Origin of the sequence: Exiguobacterium sp. s152 (assembly GCF_018618335.1) — a bacterium.
GTDB classification, from domain to species: Bacteria; Bacillota; Bacilli; order Exiguobacteriales; family Exiguobacteriaceae; genus Exiguobacterium; species Exiguobacterium chiriqhucha.
In genome coordinates this window covers 191,280-212,054 of sequence record NZ_JACSLX010000003.1, presented here as the reverse complement: position 1 = coordinate 212,054, position 20,775 = coordinate 191,280, and the positions used below count along the sequence as shown (strand labels likewise).

The following is a 20,775-nucleotide window of genomic DNA, read 5'->3' as shown; positions in this document are numbered from 1 at the left end:
TGAGGTGCAGTACATGATTCCCGTGCAATTGGTGACCGGTTTTTTAGGCGCCGGAAAAACGACCTATATGAATCGCTTGCTAGAAGCGACGGACGAGCGGCTGCTCGTCATCGTCAACGAGCTCGGGTCGGTGAATATCGACGAACAGTTAATTGTCAAGATGGACCAAGAGCAGATCGAGCTGTCGAACGGTTGCATCTGTTGCTCGATTCAAAGCGATTTAAGCAAGACGTTCTATCAGCTCGCATCGAAAAACACGTTCGACCGCATCGTCATCGAGACGACCGGTGTGGCCGACCCGGCGCCGATCATTCAGACGATTTATTATGATGACTACTTGCGCACGCGCTTCAAGTTGACGGCGATTTTGACAGTCGTCGATGCCAGTCAATTGGACCGTGAGCTATTTATTGAAGGAATTCATCAAATCGCCTATGCGGACGTTATCTTATTGAATAAAGTCGACCTCGTCGATGCGGATGCGCTCGAACAGGCGCATGAGCGGATTAATGCGCTGAATCCGACCGTTCGAGTCATCGAGACGGTTCAGACGGTCGGCGACTATGACTTGACGGAGAATACGTTCCAGCTCTCACGAGTCGACGAACAGCTCCTCGGCCAACTGACGGCAGGACACTCCTCGGTCTCATCACTTCGGGCCATCACGCTCACGACGGACGTGCCGCTCAAACGGGAACGCGTCACTCAATACGTCCGAGAAGTGCTCATGCACTATGAAGATGATGTCTATCGCTTGAAGGCGATTGTTCGTTTAGACGGAGAAACATCAAAATTCGTCGTCCAAGCGACGAATCAACTGATGGGGGCGACGTTCGCGAACGAACCGAGCGACGACTCACGTTCCGTCTTCGTCTGGATTGGAAAAAATCTTGACCGGGACGCGCTCACGCGCGGATTACAAGCTTGTGAGGTGAATGCATGATGAAATTGATGTTGGTCGATGGGTTTAACCTCTTGTCGCGATATTATTTTGCCACAGAGCGTCGTCGGGCTCTCGACCCCGATGTGACGTTGAAGGGACTGCTTCGAAAAGTTGACGGGTGGACGAACGACTTCACGCATATCGCTTTCTTTTGGGACGGACCACGCGAGACGACGCACCGTTACGCCCTGTTTCCGGACTATAAAGCGACTCGCACCGGCTTGCCGGAACCGTTGTTCCACGATTACGTCAAGTTGCGGGCAGCGTTGACCGAGCGCGGGATTTTTCAGTCTGAGCTCGCCGGGTACGAGGCTGATGACTTGATTGGGGCCGTCGCAACCGCATTCCCGGGCGAATCGTATATGTATTCGTCAGACCGCGATTTGCATCAGTTGCTTTCCCCGAACGTGTTTCAAATCGTTCCGAAAAAAGGGGAAGAGATGATGATGAATCGGGAAGTGTTCGTTGCGACATACGGCGTCCGACCAGAGCAGTTCGTCGATGTGAAGGCGCTCCAAGGCGACGCCTCAGATAATATTCCCGGTGTCCGCGGCATCGGACCGAAGACAGCGACCATCCTCGTCCAGTCGTATGACACGGTCGAAACGCTATACGACATCGTGAGACAAGAAGCGCTTCAAGAGGCGCATCAGAAGTTTGCGAAGAAACTTGATGGGCAAGAAGAAGTGGCGCTCTTGTCGAAACGTCTCTCGCTCATCGATATTCATGCACCGATTGAGACCGATTGGGAGGCGTATCGCTTTGGTTCACATTTATTTTGATGCGGCGACGAACCAAGAGGCTGGTGAGAACGGTATTGGCGTCTGGATCAAGAAGACCGACGGCACGGTGTCCACGTACATTGCCCAACGCGTCGGGTTAACGAGCGTTCAGGCGGAGCTCGCCGCGCTCGCGTTCGCCCTCGAACAAGCGCACGAACTGACGGGCGAATCGACGTTCATGTTCTATTCAGACGCCGAGACGGTCGTACGGGCGCTCGAACAGCGCTTCCTCAAAGACCAATCGATGCGTCCGTTGTTCGTCAAGGCGCTGACGCTTTATGACGAATTGCCGAATAAATTCATCAAATGGATTCCTCGAGCGGAGAACCGGGCCCATGACGTGGCTAAACGGGCATTGATGACAGGCTAAAAGTCGGGCGTGGGCCCGACTTTTTGTCAATTGCGGGGGAATGATTTCTTTTTTGCAAAAGTTTCGCTAAAATGAAAGCGTAGTCAAAAAAAGAGGGGGAATTTTCATGGAATATCGGATCGAACGGGACACGATGGGGGAAATCAACGTTCCGGCTTCAGCCAAATGGGGAGCCCAAACACAGCGCAGTCTAGAGAACTTTAAAATCGGGACTGAAAAAATGCCGCTTGAGGTCGTGCATGCCTTCGCGATTTTGAAGAAAGGTGCCGCACTTGCCAACGCCGAGCTCGGTGTGTTGGAGCAAGCGAAAGCCGACGTCATCGCCGAAGTCGCAGATGAAATCGTCGCTGGGCAACATGACGCCGAGTTTCCACTCGTCGTCTGGCAGACGGGTTCAGGGACACAGTCGAACATGAACGTCAACGAAGTCATCGCCCACTTGGCGAACGATAAGTTGAAGGCGCGCGGTCAGACGCTTACGATCCATCCAAATGACGACGTCAACAAGTCGCAAAGCTCGAACGACACGTATCCGACGGCGATGCACATTGCGGCCATCCTAGCAGTCGAGGATCATGTGTTGCCGTCAATCGAGGCGCTCCACGCGACGCTCGCGAAGAAAGCCGAGTCATTCATGGACATCGTCAAGATTGGTCGGACGCACTTGCAAGACGCGACGCCGGTCACGCTCGGTCAAGAGATTAGCGGTTGGGTCCGTATGCTCGAGCTGTCGAAACAGATGATTGAGCGTACGCTTGAACCGTTGACAGAGCTCGCTCTCGGCGGGACGGCAGTTGGGACGGGCATCAACGCCCATCCGCAGTTCGGCGAAGTCGTGGCCGAGAAAATCTCGCAAGAGACCGGAAAACAGTTCATCACGGCCGTCAACAAGTTCCATGCGCTCACGAGCCACGATCAGCTCGTATTCACCCATGGTGCCTTGAAAGCACTCGCCATGGACGCGATGAAGATCGCCAACGACGTCCGTTGGCTCGCTTCTGGTCCGCGTGCCGGTATCGGCGAGATTTTGATTCCGGAAAACGAACCGGGCAGCTCGATCATGCCAGGAAAAGTCAACCCGACGCAGAGCGAGGCGTTGACGATGGTCGCGGCTCAAGTGCTCGGCAATGATGCGACCATCGGATTCGGGGCGAGCCAAGGAAACTTCGAGTTAAACGTGTTCAAGCCTGTCATCATGTACAACTTCCTCCAGACGTGCCGCTTGTTGACGGACAGTCTACATTCGTTCGACGTGCATTGCGCCGTCGGCATCGAACCGGATTTGGACGTCATCGCTCACAACGTGGAACGGTCGCTCATGCTCGTGACGGCACTCAACCCGCATATCGGTTACGAGAACGCAGCCAAAATCGCGAAACTCGCCCATAAAAATGGGACGTCGTTGAAGGAAGCGGCGCTCGAGACCGGACTATTGACGGAAGAGCAGTTCGATCAATGGATTCGTCCGGAAGAGATGACGTCTCCTAACTTAAAAGTTGGTAAATAAGGGAAGGGCGGTCCATGACCGCTCTTTTCTGCTGTCTTATGGGTCTTAAGAACCATCTTACTGTCAAACAATAGGAAAAAAATAAGTAAATAGTTGTATTTTCGTGGATGAAGTCGCATAATCATAGTCAGAAGCGAATATCGGGAGAACGAAACTGGGGGGTCGGGAATGAAGCAGCAACTCACAGATCGTATACATAAGATTTTGGCGCAAATCACGAGCGCGAGACAGATTCAAACAACAGACATCGAGTTTTTATTGGATTGGATGAAACAAGAAGTGAAACAGAGACGGTTCATGCACTTGCTTGAAATCTTCAGTCGTGTCGAATCTGACGTGCGTGAGTTGCCGGCCGTCCTGACGCAAGCAGAAGCGATGGCATTGATTGCCCCGGTGAAACGATATATCCATACGATCCTGGGCATCGAGCAAGAAGACGAGGACCTCGTCTTGATTTTGTCGAACAACTTTGCGACGTTCAGCCGCTATAAGCCGCGGGTGGAAAAGCTCGGGGCACGTCCTGTTTTTTTACAGACGTTAGAAGAAGCCGGTGAATACGATTATGAGGACGTGCCGAAGGCGATCATCATGGATGTCGAACTGTGGGCCCGTTTCCCGGAACGGGCGATCCAATCGTTCGTCAGCAAGATGAAGAAGCTGTACGTCCCGCTCATCGTGATCGGAACGAATGAACATTATCGGCTCGCCGCCTACTCGTATGGGTTCGATGATTATTGGGAAGAGTGGATTCCGATGGAAGAGCGGCTCGTGCGGCTTGGACATCATATCGAGAAGGCACGGCTCGTTTCGAACGCGCTGCTCGTCGACGAATTGACAGGCGCCTTCAACCGTAAATATTTGAAAGCGACGTTCAGTCGCTTTATGTCCCGCGTGGAGCGGTCCGGTGAAAGCTTCACGCTCGCGTTGCTCGACATCGATCATTTCAAGCAGTTGAACGATACGTTCGGTCATGCGTATGGGGACGAGGTGTTGCATCGCGTTGCCGAGGAGATTCGTTTGGCGATTCGCTCGAGTGACGAGTTGATTCGTTACGGCGGGGAAGAGTTCCTCATCATCTTGAACGTGTCCGAGCGCCACGTCGTCGATGCGGTGCTCGAACGGGTCCGCAGCCGCATTGAGGAGATGACGTTCACATACGAACATCACGTGACGGTGTCCATCGGCTATGCGCGCGTCTGTCAGACCGGGATGACACTCGGGGAGTGGTGCGCTTACGCCGACGAGGCGCTCTACAAGGCGAAGCGTGACGGTCGCAATCGAATCATCCGTTATTCGACGGCGGTCCGGGAGGAGAAGCGGCTCGCTTACGTGACGATGAGCCCGGAGAAGTACACCATGCTCGCCGAACAATTGCCGAAACAGCATCGACGATACGAGGTCATCTATCGTCCTTACGACCGTTACGCCTGTAACGATCATATGGAGATGTTCATCTTAGACGAATCGAGTACGACGGAGACGAGAGGGACGCTCTCGGCCGTCAAAGAGCAGCGTGGCAAGTACAGTCATGTGTTAGCGTTGTCGAAACGGACGGCACTCGAGCTCGGTACGCTATACGACGATTTGGCCGAACAGGACCATCATGATGTCATCACTGAAAAAATCGAGAAGTGGCTCGAAAAATTGCCCGACTAAAAAGGGACGTCGACTCAGTCGATGTCCCTTTTGTCATATTGACGGAAAGTGAAGCTATAGGCATGTCGCTCGTCGACCGGATGGAACTGTTCGTCCGACACGGTGAGTCCGTCCGGCAGCGGTGGATAATACGTGTCCGCCTCGAACGTGCCATCGACCTCGGTGACATAGAACCGGTCCGTCATCGAAAGCGTCTGCTCATAAAGCGTGGCGCCGCCGATGATGTAAAGGTCTGTCGTCTCATTTTTGAGCGAATCGAGGTCGTACCAGACATCGACACCTTCAGCTGAAAACGATCGGTCGGACGTGACGACGATATTGCGGCGGTTCGGTAACGGACGACCGATTGATTCGAACGTCTTTCGACCCATGACGACCGTTTGGCCCGTCGTGATGGCCTTGAATTGTTTCAAGTCATCGGGCAGGCGCCACAACAAGGCGTTATCTTTCCCGATTTCCCGATTTCTCCCGATGGCGACGACGTGGACGATCATACGCTGACCGCTCCCTTGATATGCGGGTGCGGGTCATAGTCGACAATCTCGAAGTCCTCGAAGCGGAAGTCCTCGATTGACGTCACGTCACGCAAGATGTTCAATGTCGGGAGTGGGCGTGGCTCACGCGTCAATTGAAGGTTCACTTGTTCAAAGTGGTTATGGTAAATGTGGGCGTCGCCGAGCGTATGGACGAAGTCCCCGACCTCAAGGCCGGTCACATGGGCAACCATGTGCGTGAGCAAGGCGTATGACGCGATATTGAACGGGACGCCGAGGAACGTATCGGCGCTACGTTGATAGAGCTGACACGATAGTTTGCCGTCCGCGACGTAAAATTGGAACAACAGGTGGCACGGTGGGAGCGCCATGTCCTCGAGTTGCCCAGGGTTCCATGCCGAGACGATGAGTCGGCGCGAGTCCGGATTCGTCTTAATCTGCTCGATCACTTGTGCGAGCTGGTCGACACTCGTGCCGTCTGGTTTTGGGAATGAGCGCCACTGTGCCCCATAAACCGGACCGAGATTGCCGTCCTCGTCTGCCCATTCGTTCCAAATACGGACACCGTTGTCTTGAAGGTACTTGACGTTCGTATCACCGGTGATGAACCAGAGCAGTTCATGGATGATTGAGCGGGTATGTAGTTTTTTCGTCGTGACCAGGGGGAATCCCTCCTGAAGATTGAACCGCATCTGGTAGCCGAACACGCTCGTCGTCCCGGTCCCGGTCCGGTCCTCTTTGACGACACCGTGCTCAAGAATATGGGTGCATAAATCATGATATTGCTTCATGTGGGAAGTCCCCTTTCTCGTTCAAATTTACAAAAAGTCGCACTCATTATAACACAATATGTGGACTTCAGAACGTTTCGCTTTCCATATACAGATTTACTCTCGTACACATCTCGAGGATGCATAATCAGTCCCTTCTAGAGCGGGGGTGAAAAATTAGTGGCAAAGGACTTGGTTTCAGGTAGCTTCGTCATGTTTCGATTCGAGTACAAATAGACGTCACCGAAGATATCGAATTGATCGCCTTGAACACGAAGCGCACAATCTTTGTTCGACAAATAGATTGGTATTTCTTCAGAGAACGAGGCTAGCTCTTGCTTGACGACGTGCATGTGTTGTTCGAGATTGAAGTGGGAGAGCATCGAAAAATCGTTGAGGGCCACGCCTTGAAAAATAGTTGAGGTTGTTACGTTATAACCCATATTTGGCGAGCATAACCAAGACGAAGACATATTGATGGCGCCAGCACTAGCACCTAAGACGATAGCGTCGCTTTGTTGAATCGATTGGATTAGGTCATATTCATGAATAAACTGATTTTGCTTGATGGTGTCCCCACCTAATAAGAAAATCATCGAAGCTGCGTCGAGAAGATGTTTCGCATTAGTGCGATCCATTTCATAATTGATTACGTGAGAATCGTTGAACAAGATGCCAGCCTCCTGTAGCCACGATTGCTCGATAACACCATTAACCGCAGTTGAGGCAGGATCTGAGCTAATCATTACAAGGGACTGCCGATCTGTCACGTCTCGTGACAAGGCATTTGCCAAATAAGTTGGGAAAAAATCATTGAACCATCCAAGATAATAGCACGTCTTCATTGTAAACCTCCTTCGTGTAAGAGTTCTTTCAATAAATTGATATAGAAGCCACCTCATTGTAACCGAACTAGTTGAATTTTTTTCCATAAACAATATGTGATTGCTTATAATGAAGAAGACAAGCGAGTCTAGCTCGTCATGTTTATTGAAATACTTTTAAAAGGAGGATCATCTTGAAACAGCACTCATTACTTTTTGCATTATCTTTATGCTTACTGAGTCTTGGCCTAATCGGAAATGTTGTTTTTGAAACGATGGGTTTTTTCTCAAATCCAACCGTTCAGGTGATCAGTATCCCAATCGCATCCGCCGAAGGGTATTTCATCCATGGATTCCTAATCCTCGCCATCACTGTTCTTGGGCTATTTTTGCTTCCTTTTTCGTTGAATCGAAATAAAGCAAAGACCACTGCCGTATTTCTGTTGGCGGTCATTCTAATTCCTCAGCTTGTATGATGAAAAACCAATTTCAGAGATCAGATGACTCTTTCATCTGGTTTTATTTTATTGAAACGGTGAATTCCTCTAGTAACAACATCACGTCTTAAGAGGAGGGATACGATGAAAGCAGTAATTTGTACCGCATATGGACCACCGGACGTATTGCAGCTTCAAGAAGTCGACAAACCGGTGCCAAAATCGGATGAGTTATTGATTCAAGTTTACACCACAGCCGTTCATTCCGGGGACCGTCGGCTACGGTCACTCGATGTACCGGCTCTAGGTAAGCTTCCGATGCGAATCGTCGTCGGTTTCAAGGCACCGCGTCAACCGATTCTGGGTGTCGTCTTGGCAGGCGAGGTCGTCGAGACGGGCAGCCGCATCGAGCACTTCAAGGTCGGCGACCGTGTCTATGCGCTGACCGGGATGCGGTTCGGTGGCTATGCCGAATATGCGTGTGTCAAAGCGAGTAAATGTGTCGAGCGCATGCCGAACAACGCTAGTTTTGTCGAAGCAGCCAGCTTGCCGTTTGGCGGGACGACGACTCTTCACTTTTTGCGAAAAGTGAACATCGAACAAGCGAAGACCGTATTAATTTACGGGGCCTCCGGAGCAGTTGGTTCGATGGCCGTTCAAATCGCGAAATATTACGGGGCTCACGTAACGGCAGTTTGTCGGGAGCGAAACTTCGAACTGGTGAGAAGTCTCGGCGCGGACGTCGTGGTCGACTACACGAAGCCTAACTACGACGAGAAACTGACCACATACGACGCTGTGTTCGATGCGGCTGGAAACATCGATAAGCGGTTGGCACGGAAACATGTTGCCGAACACGGGAAATTCAGTTCTGTCGCCGGGCAAGGACCTGCGAGTGAACGGAAAGAGGATTTGGCTTTCTTGAACGAGCTATTCGAAGCCGGTCGGTTAAAGGCCGTCATCGATTCGGTTTACCCGCTCGAGGACATCGTCGCGGTGCATCGATACGTCGATGCTGGAGGAAAGGCTGGCAATGTGATTGTGACCGTGACATAAACGAATTGATGGGAGGCACGTACTTGGTGGACAGTCACTGTTTTCGCCACGTAGCTTATGGGGTATACTTGTGAAAGACAAATAAAGGGAGGGATTCGATGCAATTACAAGGTAAAAACGTCCTGCAAATCGTCAGCGACGACTTCGAAGATTTAGAATTATGGTATCCGGTCCATCGGTTACGCGAGGAAGGCGCAAACGTCATCCTGGCCGGTGAAAAGGCGGATCATGCTTATATCGGCAAATACGGCGTTCCGGCCAAATCGGACATTGCGTTCGATGACGTCGACATCTCATCGTACGACGCTATCCTCGTCCCGGGTGGCTGGTCACCAGACTTGTTGCGCCGATTCGATTCGGTGAAAGGCTTCGTCCGCTTTATGCATGACGAGAAGCGGCCAATCGGTCAAATCTGTCACGCCGGATGGGTGTTGATTTCAGCGAAGATTCTCGATGGTGTCAACGTCACGAGCACGCCGGGCATTAAAGATGATATGGAAAACGCGGGTGCGATTTGGCATGATGAGCCGGTCGTCGTCGACGGTCATATCGTCTCGAGCCGCCGTCCGCCTGACCTGCCTGACTATATGCGCGAATTCATCAAGGTCATGGCTAAACACTGAAAATAGAATAAAGGGGTTAACGACAGTTGAGACTTAAATCGAATCCAGTTCTCCGTAAATCGATGGAGACAACAGCTTATAGCACCACGCCGATGACGAAAGCCGGCACGTGGTCGAAAGTGTTCACACTACTCTTGCTCGTCACGGCAGCCGCCGGGACGACGTGGATGCTCGTGCCGACAATCGGGGAGGCGTTGTTGTTCCCGCTCATGATCGGCTCACTCATCCTTGGTTTGGTGTTAGCACTCGTCATCACGTTCAAACCGAGAACGGCACCGGTCGTTGCGCCATTGTATGGTATCGTCGAAGGTGTGTTCGTCGGGTTGATTTCGTACTTCTTCGAAGCGATGCTTCCGGGCATCGTTGGCCGTGCCGTGTTGACGACGTTCATCGTCGCGTTCGCGATGTGGTTCGTCTACTCGACGGGTCTCGTCAAAGTGACGCAAAAGTTCCGTGCCGGCGTCACGGCCGCAATCTTTACGGTCATGTTGCTCTATCTCGTCCAAATCGGGATGAGTTTCTTCGGTTCAGGGCTCCCGTTCATGACGGGCTCATCACCGCTTGCGATCGGTGTGCAGTTTGTGATCGTCATCATCGCCTCGCTCGCGCTCGTACTCGATTTCGATTACATCGCGCGTCAAGTCGAGAGCCGGGCTCCGAAAGAGCTCGAATGGGTGGCAGCGTTCGGTTTGATTGTGACGCTCATCTGGCTCTACATTGAACTACTCGATTTACTCTATCGCCTCGCCATGCGCGACTGATCATCGGCCCTCGGGCCGGTGATTTTTTTAAGAAAGGATGTGAAGCCGTCATCGAACCGATGAGGGCGCAACTGTTATGAAAAAAGTGATTGTGATTGGATCAGGAATCGTCGGCATCTCGACCGCGTATCATTTGGCGGGGAAAGCCGACGTCACCGTCATCGACCGGAAAGAAAAGGGCCGTGCGACCGACGCGGCAGCAGGAATCGTCTGCCCATGGATCGCCCAGCGTCGCAATAAGGCATGGTACGCGCTCGCCAAAGGCGGCGCTCACTACTATGCGACGGTCGTCGATGACTTGAAACGAGAAGGAGAGACCGAGACCGGCTATAAACGAGTCGGGACGCTCGCCTTGCATGAAGACAAGAAATTGAACGAGATGCAAGAACGGACGGCGCTGCGCCGGGAAGAAGCACCAGAAATCGGGGAGTTGACCCGGATGACAGCGGAAGAGGCGAGAGCGCTATTTCCACCGCTCTCGGACGAATATGACGCCCTCCTTGTCGAAGGCGGGGCTCGTGTCGATGGAGAGAAATTGCGAGCTGCCCTCGAACGGGTCGCCGTGAAGCGTGGCGTGACCTTGGTTGACGGTTCGGCCGTCCTCGTCGAAGCGGACGGCTATCATGTCGAGTGCGACGGTGTCCGCTTTGAGGCGGATGAGATCGTGCTCGCCTGTGGGGCGTGGTTGCCCGAGTTGATGGAGCCGATCGGCTATACGGCCCGTGTCGCCGGCGAAAAAGCGCAAATCGTGCACGTCCAGCTGCCGGACACGGATGCTTCCGACTGGCCGGTCGTCATGCCGCCGCGGCGCCGCTATTTGCTCGGATTTGAAGAAGGACGAATCGTCATCGGCTCGACGCATGAGCGTGACAAGGCGTTCGACGCACGGCCGACGGCAATCGGAATTCATGAAGTGCTCTCGAAAGGGCTAGAATCGGCTCCGGGACTCGCTGAGGCTGAACTGATTGAGACGCGGGTCGGCTTTCGCCCGGTCACCCCGAACTCGATTCCGATTCTCGGACGCGTACCGGGAGCGGAGCAGTTGCTCGTCGCGAACGGTCTCGGCTCGTCCGGCTTGACGGTCGGTCCGTTCATCGGGAAAGTGCTCGCAGACCTCGTTCTGACAGGAGATTGCGAGCTCGACCTGTCGCTTTATCCAATCAAGGAATCGGTGTTTAGAACGAATGATAAATAACAACGAAATATAAAAAGTCGCCTCCCCCTTGCTATACACAAAAGAAGGGGAAGGCGACTTTTTAGTTATTTCCGAATGATGCCGTGCAAGAAAAATCGGAAATAGTCTTGCATCGATTCGCTTATCGGTGACGTGAACAGGCCCGGGTCAGATAAAATCGCTTGTTGCACGAGTTGCACGTACCGTAAATACGAATCGGTCGACAGCTCCGGGTCGATGGCCCCGCTCGTCTTCCCATATTCAATCAATTGCCGGAATGCGGCGTAGCCCCGCCCGGCCAACTGTTGCCATGAGGCGTCCGCTTGATTCATCGACTCGCTCGTTTCGAGGTCCAATCGTTGTCGAGCGGCACCGACGAGCTTGAGCATCTGTTCATGCAATATTACGGGGAGGCGAACTAAATGGTTCTCATCGCGGCACTGTTCAAACAAAACCGGAGCTGGATTTTTGGATACTCGCTCGGGACGAGTCTCTCTTTGTTCTTTTTGGCGGCGGTGTTCCCGTCCATCCAAGAGACGGGGCTGATTGAAGGCAAACTGGATTCGTTGCCACCTGAGCTACTCGATGTGTTCAAAATCGATCCGAATTTGGCGATGGACAACGTCATGAACTTGTTGGCCGGCAATTACTATGGGCTCATCTTTTACGTGTTGGCGATTCTGTTCGCACTCACATTCGCCTCACGGCTCATGGCCAAACCGGTGGACTCAGGCGAGGTCATGCTCTATTTGGCCGCACCGATTTCGCGTGGCGGTTACGTGACGGCCAGTCTGGTCGTACTCTTGATGGCGTCAGCCTTGCTCGTCGGACTGAACGGGCTCAGCCTGATGCTCGCCAACGTCTTGTTTGATTTACAGATTGACCTTGGCTTATTGTGGACGTTGCAGTTAAACGCGGGTCTGCTGCTGCTCGTGCTTGGGACGCTCGCTTATGTGCTCGCGAGCCTGTTCGACGACAGCTCACGGTCGTATATGGTCACGGGAGGCATATTCGCCCTCTTCTTGATGGCGAATGTGTTCTCAGGATTTAGTGACCAACTCGACTGGTTGAATGCGCTGTCGATATTCTCGTTGTTTGACGCCAACGCACAAATCCAAGGGGATTCCACGCTTCGTTCTTTCTTCTTGTTGGCGGGGATTCTCGTCGTCAGCGTGCTCCTATCTTATGGACGCTTCACACGAAAAGATTTGACGATTTAGTTTTTCGAAATAGAATGACGGGTATGATACAATCAGCTCGAACAGATTGGAAAGGGGAATGATTGTATGCAACTCGCAACGTTACGCAACGGTGTTAAAATTCCAATGATCGGCTTTGGGGTATGGCAAGTTGATAACGAGACGGAGGCGCCACAGGCCGTCGCCGAGGCACTCAAAGTCGGATATCGCCATATAGATACGGCAGCCGTCTATAAGAATGAAGAGGGTGTCGCCAAAGGGATTCAAACATCAGGCGTCGCTCGTGAAGATATCTTTTTGACGTCGAAGATTTGGAACGAAGACATTCGCCAGCGTCGGACGAAAGAGGCGTTTGACGAATCACTCGCTCGACTCGAGACTGACTATTTAGATCTCTGTCTGCTCCACTGGCCAGTCGACGGGTTCGTCGAGGCATGGAAAGATTTGATTGACCTCTATGAGGCCGGTAAAATCAAGGCGATTGGCGTGTCGAACTTCAAAGAGCATCATCTCGAGACGTTGAAACAGGAAGGCCTGATGACGCCGCTCATCAACCAAATCGAGCTCCATCCGCAACTCCCGCAACCGGATGTCGTCGAATATTGCCAAGACGAGGGCATCCAAGTCGAGGCATGGAGCCCGCTCATGCAAGGGAAGTTCCTCGATATCCCGGCCTTTGCCGAGATTGCTGAGAAACATGGGAAGACGCCGGCCCAAGTCGTGCTTCGCTGGCATTTGGACACGGGGAACGTCGCGCTTCCGAAATCGGTCACGCCGCACCGGATTCAAGAGAACTTCGATGTGTTCGACTTCGCGCTCGACGCGGACGATTTGGCGAAAATCGATGCCGTGGCGACCCATGACCGTCTCGGTCCAGATCCGGACGAGATCGACTTTTAAACAATTGATGCCTTTTGTCCATGAACTCAGATGGGCGATCCCGAATGCGGTGACACTGCCGCTTCTTTGAAACGACTCCGGTTGAGATCGGGGTCGTTTTATTGTGTAATTAGCGATTCTTCCTAGAGCTAGTCCGGATGTGTATGAGCGTTGGCACATGGGTATAGAAAACTATGCTAATAAAGGAGGTGTCAGGTCTTCTTCGGAGGATCCTACTTATGGACTTATCAAAATGGCCATTAATCAACTGGCTGGCATTTTTGGCGACGGTCGTCATCAACTACTTCGCGAGCGGTGAAAACGCTGCTGTGTCGGACCGCATCGATATTTACTTCAAACCGGCCGGCTATGCGTTCTCGATTTGGGGCGTGATTTATGTCGCGCTCGCCGTCTGGCTCGTCTTGCAATTGAAGAAAGGGTCGGTCGCGAACCGGCAGGCGAATCGGATGAAAGCGGGCTTTCTCGTCTCGTGTATCTTGAACGGCCTTTGGTTGCTCACGTTTACGAACGAGTGGTTCATCGCCTCGCTCGTCGTCATGGTCGCGTTCTTGGCGACGCTCGCTTGGCTCTATTACATCGCCTTCCGGACGTCGACGAGCTGGCTCGACCGGTTCCCATTCTCGATATATATCGGCTGGGTGTCCGTCGCGACGATCGTCAACGTGTTCGTCGTCATGAATCGAGAGCGGGTCACAACCGTGCTCGGACTCGACGAGCTTGCTTGGACGTCGCTCATGCTCATGGTCGGGGTCGTCCTAGCACTCGTCTTCATGTGGTGGCATCGTGACTTCATCTATCCGCTCGTCTTCGTCTGGGCGTACATCGCCATCTTCGCGCGAATCGAGGAAGCAACGCTTTACGTCGTCCTCGTCAGTGCCTTGATTTTGCTCACGCTCGGTTATGTAGGCTTGATCATTTGGAAGAAGCCACGGGCATTTTTACACCATTCTCGCAAGATGGTCGAATAAGTTGGTTGAAGTTGAAGCGGTAGCCTAATTTGGTTATCGCTTTTTCTTGTGCATATTTAAGTTCTTTTGAACCTATATACTAATATATTTGATGGATAATTATTCTTTATAGATTATAAGTGGTTTTCATAAATAGCTTGATAAAGCTAATGAATCCGCTTTCAATTATGACTTTGACGATTTGTGTTATGCAGAATAGTATACAACCCACTTGATTTATCAGAATATTTAGAACAAAATAAAATTTACGAAACAAGATCGAGAGAGAGGGGTTGATTCGATGAAGCGAACAGGCTTGTACGATTCACGATTCGAAAAAGACGCATGTGGCATTGGGCTATATGTCAACCTAAATGGAGAGAAAAAACATGACATCGTTAGTAAATCGCTGTCGATGCTCTGCAAGCTAGAACATCGTGGCGGACAAGGGGTCATCGATGCGGGAGACGGCGCGGGCATCATGACCGAGCTGCCGCACGAACTGTTCCTGGAGACGATGAATTTGCCGACGCCAGGTCGCTATGCAGTCGGAATGGTCTTTTTCCAACCGGATGAGTCGAGACTTCGGGACAAGCAACGTCAGATGGAAGCAATCGCCGACGAATTCGATTTTGCGACCATCGCCTGGCGCGAAGTCCCGGTCAATCCACATGCGATTGGTGAACATGCCCGCGTGACACAGCCGACCATCTATCAATGGTTCGTCTCGTGCCCGTTCGCGGACTATGACTCGAACGAGCGGACGCTCTATCAGCTCCGGCGGATGATTGAAAAGACCGAAGCGTTGAACCTGTACATGCCGAGCTTGTCGACAAAGACGATCGTCTATAAGGGGATGCTCACGCCGGAACAAATCGAGCGCTTCTATCTCGATTTGCAGGCGCCGTCCTTTAAGAGCACGTTCGGCATCGTCCATTCCCGCTTCTCGACGAACACGTTCCCGTCATGGGAACGGGCGCATCCGAACCGCATGATTGTCCATAACGGGGAAATCAATACGCTCCGTGGCAACATCGATGCGATGCGGGCCCGCGAAGGCGTGACCTCGACCGATTTGTTCGAGGATGTGAATCAGCTGTTCCCGGTCCTCCAAGAGACGGGGAGTGACTCGTCGATGCTCGACAACGCTTTCGAGTTCTTCACCCGGACCGGGCGTTCCATCGCCCATACGGCGATGATGCTCATCCCTGAGCCGTTCGCGGAAGTGAAAATAGACCCGTTCAAAAAAGACTTCTATCAATATCATTCGTCGATCATGGAGCCTTGGGATGGACCGACTGGTGTCGTCTTCACGGACGGCCGTCAAATCGGTGCCATCTTGGATCGGAACGGACTGCGGCCGATGCGCTATATCGAGACGCTCGATGGCGAGCTCATTTTATCGTCAGAGAGCGGCGTCATCCCGGTTCAAGCCGAGAACGTGAAGTCGAAGCAACGACTTCGTCCCGGGCAACTGTTGTTAATCGACTTGGAGTCGAAACGACTCATCCCGGACGCGGAAATCAAACAGACGATTGCACGGGCCGAGCCGTACGGCAAATGGTTGAAGCAGATGACCGAGCTCAGCGATGGACCGGTCGACGAGCCGTTCGTCGCCGACCTGCATCGGAAGCAGCGTGCGTTCGGATACACGAAAGAGGACATTGAACAATATCTCGTCCCGCTCATCCTCGAGAAAAAAGATCCAATCGGGTCGATGGGACATGACCAACCGGTCGCGGTGTTATCCGAGCGGCCACGTTCTTTGTTCCATTACTTCAAACAGCACTTCGCCCAAGTTACGAACCCGCCGATCGATGCGTTGCGTGAGAAAATTGTCACTGCGACATTCACATGGCTCGGGCCACAAGCGAACCCGGTCCATACCGGGCGAGGTCACGCCCGTCGTGTCTGGCTCAAGCATCCGTTCCTCGATGCGGCCGCGCTCGAGAAAGTGAACGAGACACTACGCGTCGAGCGGGTCGATACGTCATATGCGTACGATTTGGAAGCTTCGCTAAAGACGCTGTTCGAGCGAGTCGACGGTCTGATCCGTGACGGCGTCGACGTCATCGTCTTGTCGGACCGCAACATGAACGAAAATATGCTCGCCATGCCGGCGCTTCTCGTATTGAGCGCCGTCCACCAACATTTGATTCGCGTCAATCTACGGGCATCATGCAGTCTCGTCGCCGAGAGCGGCGAAGTTCGTGAAGTCCATCAAGCTGCCGCCTTAATCGGTTACGGCGCCGACGCCGTCTACCCATATCTCGCCTATGCGACCATCGCCGAGGCGGTCGAGGCGGGCCAGCTGTCCTACTCGTTCGACGAGGCGGTCCGCCGCTATCAGACGGCCTCTGTCGACGGCATCGTCAAAATCATGTCGAAGATGGGCATCTCTACCGTCCAAAGTTACCGTGGCGCCCAAATCTTCGAGGCGGTCGGCATCGACCGCGCCTTGATTGAGCGTCACTTCCGCGGTACGACGTCACAGTTGTCCGGTGTCGGTTTCACCGAACTTGAAGACGAGTCGCGCCGGCAGCACGAATCCGCCTATAAACACGAACGACCACTCGAGGCCGGGACCGACTTCCAGTGGCGCGCCGATGGGGAAGAACACGCCTTCAATCCGAAGACGATTCACCTCTTGCAACGAGCCTGCCGCGAGAACGAGCGCCGGTATTACGATGCCTACGTCAAGCTCCATGAGTCGTCAGGTCAATTCTTGCGCCAATTGTTCTCCTTTAAACAACAGGATGCAATTCCACTCGACGAGGTCGAGTCGGTCGCATCAATCGTCAGTCGGTTCAAGACGGGAGCGATGTCGTTCGGTTCTCTATCGAAAGAGGCCCATGAGACGCTTGCCATCGCCATGAACCGAATCGGTGGCAAGAGCAACTCCGGAGAAGGCGGTGAAGACCGGAAGCGATTCACCCCTGATGAGGACGGCAGTGAACGCGTCAGTCGTATCAAGCAAGTCGCGAGTGGACGTTTCGGCGTGACGGCCGAGTACTTGTATCACGCCGATGAGATTCAAATCAAGATGGCGCAAGGGGCGAAACCGGGTGAGGGCGGACAACTGCCGGGTAACAAAGTTTACCCATGGGTCGCCGAAGTGCGCGGCTCCGTCCCAGGCGTCGGACTCATCTCGCCTCCACCGCACCACGACATCTATTCGATTGAAGATTTGGCGCAACTCATCTTCGATTTGAAGCATGTCAATCCGAACGCGAAAATCAGCGTCAAGCTCGTCTCGAAGTCAGGCGTCGGGACAATCGCGGCCGGTGTCGCCAAGGCGAACGCCGATACGATCGTCATCAGCGGCTACGACGGTGGGACCGGGGCGTCGCCGCGGACGTCAATCAAGCATACGGGACTCCCGTGGGAGCTCGGTCTGCTCGAGACGCACCAGACGCTCGCGTTAAACGGGCTCCGGGGTCGCGTCACGCTCGAGACTGACGGCAAACTCATGACCGGGCGCGATATCGTCCTCGCCGCCATCTTCGGGGCCGAGGAATACGCGTTCGCGACGGCACCGCTCGTCGTGCTCGGTTGCATCATGATGCGGGCGTGTCACCTCGATACGTGCCCGGTCGGTGTCGCGACCCAAGACCCGGCGTTGCGTGCGAAGTTCATGGGCAAGCCCGAACATGTCGTCAACTTGATGACGTTCCTCGCCGAGGAAGTACGGGAGATTTTAGCCTCGCTCGGAGCGACCTCGCTTCGTGACGTCATCGGGCGGACGGACTTGTTGGAGGAGAGTGCCTGGAAACAAGCTCATCCGAAAGCGAAAACGCTCGACTTGACGCCGATGCTGTCGATTCCGACGGCTTTGCCGGAGAAAGAGGAATTGGCCCATCCGGCCTATCAGTCTTATGATCATCGCAAATTGATTCCGGCCGTCTCCCGTTCCATCAAATCGCTCCAACCGACGTTCTTCGTCGGGCGCGTCCGCAATACGGACCGCGCCGTCGGAACGATGCTCGGCCATGAAGTGACGAAAGTGCATGGCAACGTCGGACTCGCCGAGGACACGATTTCACTCCGTCTCAGCGGTTCGGCCGGACAAAGCCTCGGCGCCTTCTTGCCGAACGGGATCACCATCTCGGTCATCGGTGACGCCAACGATTATGTCGGCAAAGGCCTGAGCGGTGGAAAGCTCGCCATCATCGCAGAGAAACATGCCCCGTTCGAAGAGAGTGAACAAGTCATCGCCGGTAACGTCTGCCTGTATGGCGCGACATCAGGGATGGCGTTCTTCAACGGTCATGTCGGAGAACGGTTTGCCGTCCGGAACTCCGGTGCCGTCGCCGTGACTGAAGGCGTCGGCGACCATGGCTGTGAGTATATGACCGGTGGCACGGTCGTCGTCCTCGGGGATATCGGGCGTAACTTCGGTGCCGGGATGTCGGGCGGGGTCGCCTATCTGTACGGGGACCAAGCGTACGAACAGCTCGTCAACCAAGAACTCGTCTCGGTCGACCGTGAGTTGACCGACGAGGATGCCGAACAAATTTATGCACTGCTCGAGATGCACCAGTTCCATACGGACAGTGTCAAAGCGAGAGCTGTGCTCGAGGCGTTCGAGCAAGAACGCAAACGCTTCGTCAAAATCGTGCCGCGTGACTATGCGAACGTGCTTGACGTCATGCGTCACATCGAGGCGACGCGTCCGGAATTGAGTGACGCCGACCGCGCCCTCGAACTATTCCGTGTCGTGACTGAAGGAGGGGGAGTATGAGACATAAATTTATCGATATCCCACGACAGACATTGCCGGAGCGCTCAGTCGTCGAACGGGTTCATGATTATAAAGAATACGCTTCCCGCATGGAAGACGGACCAATCGTCAAACAAGCCGAGCGCTGCATGGATTGCGGCACCCCGTTCTGTCACGTCGGGGATATGATTGGACAAGAGACGATCGGTTGCCCGATTCACAATTTGATTCCGGAGTGGAACAAGCTCGTAACGGATCAGGACTGGTATCGAGCCTATGAACGGTTGATGGAGACGAATAACTTCCCGGAGTTCACGGGTCGTGTCTGTCCGGCGCCGTGTGAAGGATCTTGTACGCTCGGTATCAGCGAAGACCCGGTCGCCATCAAATCGATTGAGCGGACGATTATCGACCGCGCCTTCGAGGAAGGCTGGGTCAAACCTCGTCACGTCGTGAAGCGGACCGGACGCCGTGTCGCCATCATCGGCAGCGGGCCGGCCGGGCTCGCAGCGGCCGATCAGTTGAATCAGCTCGGCCATGCGGTCACGATTTATGAGAAAGCGGATGAGGCGGGTGGCCTGTTGTTCTATGGCATCCCGAATATGAAGCTCGAGAAAGATGTCGTCCGACGTCGTGTACGTCTGCTTGAGGCGGAGGGGATTCGCTTCAGAACGGGCGTGAACGTCGGGACCGATGTGACCATCGAGTCACTTCGTCACACGTACGATGCCGTCATTCTCGCCACGGGAGCTCAAAAACAGCGTACGCTCGGCATCGATGGGGATGATGCCACAGGCGTCGAGCCGGCGATGGATTATTTGACCGAGTCGACGCGTTCGCTCGGCGGGAAATCGCTCGACGCTCGATTCGACGCCAACGGGAAAGACGTCATCGTCATCGGTGGCGGGGACACGGGCGCGGACTGTGTGGCGACGGCGATCCGTCAAGGAGCCAAGTCGGTGACGCAGTTCGGGAAGCATCCGGAGAAAGGCATGTTCCGGGCGCCGGAGAAGCCATGGCCGCTCCAACCGGACACGTTATCGACCGATTACGCCTATGCGGAAGCAATCGAACACTTCGACCGTGACCCGCGCACATATTTGATTCGCTCGAACCGGGTCATCAAACAAGGGGACCGGGTCGTCGGGATTGAGACGGAGCGGATGGAGAAAATCGTCAAACCGGACGGAAAGGCGACGTTCTTCGTCGTCGACGGTTCGGTCGAGACGTATCCAGCCGATCTCGTGCTTGTCGCCATCGGATTCGAACGACCGGAGCGTGAACTCCGGAAAGTCGGCATCGAGGCGAACCATGACTATACGTCGAACGTCGAGGGTGTGTTTGTCGCAGGGGATGCGAGACGGGGACAAAGCTTGATTGTTTGGGCAATCCGGGAAGGCCGCGAAGTCGCGGATACCGTCGACGGATACTTGAACACTTGTCAACAACAGCTAAAAACTTCATCATAAAAAGGAGCGACGATTTCGTCGCTCCTTTTTACATGGACATTTAGGAGGAATTAGCAATGATTATCGAGATCCTCATGTATACCGGGATTTGGTTCTTACTCGTGCTCGTCTTGCTCGGCACGATTTACGCTCGGCGCAATCGG

The 20,775-nt window shown here is 53.7% G+C and carries 19 protein-coding genes; 15 read left to right on the top strand and 4 right to left on the bottom strand.

Annotated elements, in window-relative coordinates:
* The first annotated feature begins 13 nt into the window (after nucleotides 1-13).
* The 5 genes from KNP72_RS07835 to KNP72_RS07815 all read left to right on the top strand — a co-directional run bounded on the left by KNP72_RS07835 (nucleotide 14) and on the right by KNP72_RS07815 (nucleotide 5,258).
* Nucleotides 14-943, top strand: coding sequence for a CobW family GTP-binding protein (locus KNP72_RS07835; RefSeq protein ID WP_214719695.1), 930 nt, complete (start codon nucleotides 14-16; stop codon nucleotides 941-943).
* A complete protein-coding gene (locus KNP72_RS07830) occupies nucleotides 943-1,725 on the top strand; it encodes a 5'-3' exonuclease (RefSeq protein ID WP_214719775.1) in 783 nt (260 codons plus the stop codon). Before KNP72_RS07835 ends, KNP72_RS07830 begins: the two co-directional genes overlap by 1 nt.
* Entirely contained in the window at nucleotides 1,706-2,095 is a 390-nt protein-coding gene (locus KNP72_RS07825) for a reverse transcriptase-like protein (RefSeq protein ID WP_214719694.1), read from the top strand. The genes KNP72_RS07830 and KNP72_RS07825 overlap by 20 nt, the downstream gene beginning before the upstream one ends.
* Before the next feature lie 106 nt (nucleotides 2,096-2,201).
* Nucleotides 2,202-3,602: a class II fumarate hydratase gene (fumC, locus tag KNP72_RS07820; protein WP_214719693.1), complete on the top strand. Its 1,401-nt coding sequence runs from the start codon at nucleotides 2,202-2,204 to the stop codon at nucleotides 3,600-3,602.
* 168 nt (nucleotides 3,603-3,770) lie between these two features.
* A complete protein-coding gene (locus tag KNP72_RS07815; RefSeq protein WP_214832752.1) occupies nucleotides 3,771-5,258 on the top strand; it encodes a GGDEF domain-containing protein in 1,488 nt (495 codons plus the stop codon).
* 14 nt (nucleotides 5,259-5,272) lie between these two features.
* On the opposite strand, the gene KNP72_RS07810 is transcribed toward KNP72_RS07815, so the two are convergent.
* The 3 genes from KNP72_RS07810 to KNP72_RS07800 all read right to left on the bottom strand — a co-directional run bounded on the left by KNP72_RS07810 (nucleotide 5,273) and on the right by KNP72_RS07800 (nucleotide 7,367).
* Nucleotides 5,273-5,752: a dihydrofolate reductase gene (locus tag KNP72_RS07810; protein ID WP_214719691.1), complete on the bottom strand. Its 480-nt coding sequence runs from the start codon at nucleotides 5,750-5,752 to the stop codon at nucleotides 5,273-5,275.
* On the bottom strand, nucleotides 5,749-6,543 hold the full coding sequence (locus KNP72_RS07805) for a thymidylate synthase (protein ID WP_214832750.1): 795 nt from the start codon (nucleotides 6,541-6,543) through the stop codon (nucleotides 5,749-5,751). Before KNP72_RS07805 ends, KNP72_RS07810 begins: the two co-directional genes overlap by 4 nt.
* Nucleotides 6,544-6,680: 137 nt before the next feature.
* Nucleotides 6,681-7,367, bottom strand: a complete 687-nt coding sequence (locus KNP72_RS07800) for a Type 1 glutamine amidotransferase-like domain-containing protein (protein WP_214719689.1) — start codon at nucleotides 7,365-7,367, stop codon at nucleotides 6,681-6,683.
* Between the two features lie 173 nt (nucleotides 7,368-7,540).
* Here KNP72_RS07800 and KNP72_RS07795 point away from each other — a divergent pair, with 173 nt between their 5' ends.
* The 5 genes from KNP72_RS07795 to KNP72_RS07775 all read left to right on the top strand — a co-directional run bounded on the left by KNP72_RS07795 (nucleotide 7,541) and on the right by KNP72_RS07775 (nucleotide 11,418).
* Complete coding sequence (locus KNP72_RS07795; protein WP_214719688.1) at nucleotides 7,541-7,822, top strand: hypothetical protein; 282 nt, start codon at nucleotides 7,541-7,543, stop codon at nucleotides 7,820-7,822.
* 105 nt (nucleotides 7,823-7,927) lie between these two features.
* A complete protein-coding gene (locus KNP72_RS07790) occupies nucleotides 7,928-8,839 on the top strand; it encodes an NAD(P)-dependent alcohol dehydrogenase (protein WP_214719687.1) in 912 nt (303 codons plus the stop codon).
* 98 nt (nucleotides 8,840-8,937) lie between these two features.
* On the top strand, nucleotides 8,938-9,462 hold the full coding sequence (locus KNP72_RS07785) for a type 1 glutamine amidotransferase domain-containing protein (RefSeq protein ID WP_214719686.1): 525 nt from the start codon (nucleotides 8,938-8,940) through the stop codon (nucleotides 9,460-9,462).
* Nucleotides 9,463-9,488: 26 nt separating this feature from the next.
* Nucleotides 9,489-10,223 (top strand): Bax inhibitor-1/YccA family protein, encoded by a 735-nt coding sequence (locus tag KNP72_RS07780; protein WP_214719685.1) that lies wholly within the window; start codon nucleotides 9,489-9,491, stop codon nucleotides 10,221-10,223.
* 76 nt (nucleotides 10,224-10,299) lie between these two features.
* A complete protein-coding gene (locus KNP72_RS07775) occupies nucleotides 10,300-11,418 on the top strand; it encodes an NAD(P)/FAD-dependent oxidoreductase (RefSeq protein WP_214719684.1) in 1,119 nt (372 codons plus the stop codon).
* A gap of 65 nt (nucleotides 11,419-11,483) precedes the next feature.
* On the opposite strand, the gene KNP72_RS07770 is transcribed toward KNP72_RS07775, so the two are convergent.
* Nucleotides 11,484-11,798 carry a hypothetical protein gene (locus tag KNP72_RS07770; protein ID WP_214832748.1) on the bottom strand — a complete coding sequence of 105 codons (315 nt, stop codon included), beginning with the start codon at nucleotides 11,796-11,798 and terminating at the stop codon, nucleotides 11,484-11,486.
* Between the two features lie 21 nt (nucleotides 11,799-11,819).
* Between KNP72_RS07770 and KNP72_RS07765 the strand changes: the two genes are divergently transcribed.
* From KNP72_RS07765 to KNP72_RS07745, 5 genes are all read left to right on the top strand, one after another.
* On the top strand, nucleotides 11,820-12,617 hold the full coding sequence (locus tag KNP72_RS07765) for an ABC transporter permease subunit (RefSeq protein ID WP_214832747.1): 798 nt from the start codon (nucleotides 11,820-11,822) through the stop codon (nucleotides 12,615-12,617).
* Nucleotides 12,618-12,683: 66 nt separating this feature from the next.
* Complete coding sequence (locus KNP72_RS07760; protein WP_214832745.1) at nucleotides 12,684-13,496, top strand: aldo/keto reductase; 813 nt, start codon at nucleotides 12,684-12,686, stop codon at nucleotides 13,494-13,496.
* A 218-nt stretch (nucleotides 13,497-13,714) separates the two neighbouring features.
* Nucleotides 13,715-14,464 (top strand): TspO/MBR family protein, encoded by a 750-nt coding sequence (locus tag KNP72_RS07755; RefSeq protein WP_214719680.1) that lies wholly within the window; start codon nucleotides 13,715-13,717, stop codon nucleotides 14,462-14,464.
* Between the two features lie 280 nt (nucleotides 14,465-14,744).
* Nucleotides 14,745-19,184, top strand: coding sequence for a glutamate synthase large subunit (gltB, locus tag KNP72_RS07750; protein WP_214832743.1), 4,440 nt, complete (start codon nucleotides 14,745-14,747; stop codon nucleotides 19,182-19,184).
* Nucleotides 19,181-20,632 carry a glutamate synthase subunit beta gene (locus tag KNP72_RS07745; protein WP_214832741.1) on the top strand — a complete coding sequence of 484 codons (1,452 nt, stop codon included), beginning with the start codon at nucleotides 19,181-19,183 and terminating at the stop codon, nucleotides 20,630-20,632. The genes gltB and KNP72_RS07745 overlap by 4 nt, the downstream gene beginning before the upstream one ends.
* Nucleotides 20,633-20,775: the final 143 nt, after the last annotated feature.

Coding starts and splice junctions, on each gene's coding strand:
- KNP72_RS07745 (WP_214832741.1), top strand. CDS start 19,181: ATGAGACATAAATTTATCGATATCCCACGACAGACATTGCCGGAGCGC.
- KNP72_RS07755 (WP_214719680.1), top strand. CDS start 13,715: ATGGACTTATCAAAATGGCCATTAATCAACTGGCTGGCATTTTTGGCG.
- KNP72_RS07775 (WP_214719684.1), top strand. CDS start 10,300: ATGAAAAAAGTGATTGTGATTGGATCAGGAATCGTCGGCATCTCGACC.
- KNP72_RS07765 (WP_214832747.1), top strand. CDS start 11,820: ATGGTTCTCATCGCGGCACTGTTCAAACAAAACCGGAGCTGGATTTTT.
- gltB (WP_214832743.1), top strand. CDS start 14,745: ATGAAGCGAACAGGCTTGTACGATTCACGATTCGAAAAAGACGCATGT.
- KNP72_RS07810 (WP_214719691.1), bottom strand. CDS start 5,752: ATGATCGTCCACGTCGTCGCCATCGGGAGAAATCGGGAAATCGGGAAA.
- KNP72_RS07760 (WP_214832745.1), top strand. CDS start 12,684: ATGCAACTCGCAACGTTACGCAACGGTGTTAAAATTCCAATGATCGGC.
- KNP72_RS07790 (WP_214719687.1), top strand. CDS start 7,928: ATGAAAGCAGTAATTTGTACCGCATATGGACCACCGGACGTATTGCAG.
- KNP72_RS07830 (WP_214719775.1), top strand. CDS start 943: ATGAAATTGATGTTGGTCGATGGGTTTAACCTCTTGTCGCGATATTAT.
- KNP72_RS07785 (WP_214719686.1), top strand. CDS start 8,938: ATGCAATTACAAGGTAAAAACGTCCTGCAAATCGTCAGCGACGACTTC.
- KNP72_RS07800 (WP_214719689.1), bottom strand. CDS start 7,367: ATGAAGACGTGCTATTATCTTGGATGGTTCAATGATTTTTTCCCAACT.
- KNP72_RS07835 (WP_214719695.1), top strand. CDS start 14: ATGATTCCCGTGCAATTGGTGACCGGTTTTTTAGGCGCCGGAAAAACG.
- fumC (WP_214719693.1), top strand. CDS start 2,202: ATGGAATATCGGATCGAACGGGACACGATGGGGGAAATCAACGTTCCG.
- KNP72_RS07805 (WP_214832750.1), bottom strand. CDS start 6,543: ATGAAGCAATATCATGATTTATGCACCCATATTCTTGAGCACGGTGTC.
- KNP72_RS07815 (WP_214832752.1), top strand. CDS start 3,771: ATGAAGCAGCAACTCACAGATCGTATACATAAGATTTTGGCGCAAATC.